This is a genomic window from Enterococcus camelliae (genome assembly GCF_042685105.1).
In the GTDB taxonomy this organism is placed as follows: Bacteria; Bacillota; Bacilli; order Lactobacillales; family Enterococcaceae; genus Enterococcus_G; species Enterococcus_G camelliae.
The window spans coordinates 1891-3194 of sequence record NZ_JBHUMO010000067.1 but is presented as its reverse complement, the minus strand read 5'-3'; the positions used below and the strand labels follow the sequence as shown (position 1 = coordinate 3194).

Here is a 1304-nt window from a genome sequence, read left to right as displayed (position 1 = left end):
ATTTCAGGTTGCCCGCAATGGCTTTTTAATATATCTTAAGCGATTTGCGGGACTATGCACTTTTGCGCTGCAACCGTGTGTACTTTTATTCTGCCATAAACAATTATCAATATATTTACCCGTTCCGTGCGATATATATATATTTCCAGATTTCGAAAAAACTAAATAAGAATGGGTATTAGTTTCACCACCTATAAGAAGCGGGTAATTCTTCTTGCTAGTTATTTGTAGTCCTCTAGCATGATAAATTTTATTATTTCTTCTACTAATTGAGCTATGAGTCAAATCACTTATCAATTTAAAATTAACCTTTTTATTCAAAATATCATTTAAAAAGCTATTTAGAATACTCGAACTTACTTGTCTCGATGCATATGCGTAATTGATCATAAAGTTAACAAAGTCCAAATAACTTTTGCCCATTTCAAATTCATAGTCTAAAAAGAACAATTGCTTTTTTATTTCAGATTCATTGTATATTCCATGTTTAAGAGTATTTAGAATCGAACTTTCTAAATATTTACCTGAAATAACTTTTTTCCCAACTAATGTTCCCAGATGGATATTAATTATTACTTGATTTTTTTTAACTGGTGTATTTTGCAAGGCTCTTATACATAAAAGGGGGTGCGAATGTTTTTCTGGACCTTTTTTAACAAATAAATCCTTGTTTCTTCCGATCTTGAAGTGGACTTAGTCCTCCTAAAGATAACTTGATTCGTTGATTATTGTACCAATAGATATAGTCATCTACCTGATCGATAAACTGATTGATTTTTGTGTTTTTCCAGTCACGTTGATAAAATACTTCATTCTTTAAACGTCCAAAGAAACCTTCACACGCTGAGTTATCTGGTGAGCACCCCTTTTTAGACATAGAACGAGGCAAGTTTGCCTTGTTCATTCGTTCGATCCAACCTGGCCATCGATAGTGAGCACCACGATCCGAATGAATAATCGGGTATTCTTGATCTTGCAAGGTAGCTATCCCAGTATCTAGCATAGTATTCACTAATTCTGAATCGGGCTTTGTTCCGATGGTCCAGCTAATAATAGCTCCATCATAACAATCAACAAGTGGGGATAAATAAACTTTTCCTGCAGGAATTTTAAACTCAGTAATATCTGTTAACCATTTTTCATTTGTTTTTTCTGCTTTGAAATTACGATTCAAAAGATTTGGTTGTGCAGGAGTAATTTCTCCAACATATGAAGAGTATTTTTTTCGCTTAGAAAATTTAATCATCAAGTTTTCCTCAAGCATTAATCTACGTATGACTTTTTCAGATAGGCTTTTCCCCATG

The 1304-nt window shown here is 33.1% G+C and carries 2 protein-coding genes; both read right to left on the bottom strand.

Translation table 11 applies throughout. The features are described from left to right. Positions 1 to 3 precede the first annotated feature (3 nt). A complete protein-coding gene (locus ACFSR0_RS10955) occupies positions 4 to 606 on the bottom strand; it encodes an RtcB family protein (protein ID WP_379982677.1) in 603 nt (200 codons plus the stop codon). 46 nt (positions 607 to 652) lie between these two features. Beyond that, on the bottom strand, positions 653 to 1304 hold a 652-nt coding region (locus ACFSR0_RS10950), incomplete at its 5' end, for an IS3 family transposase (protein WP_379982675.1).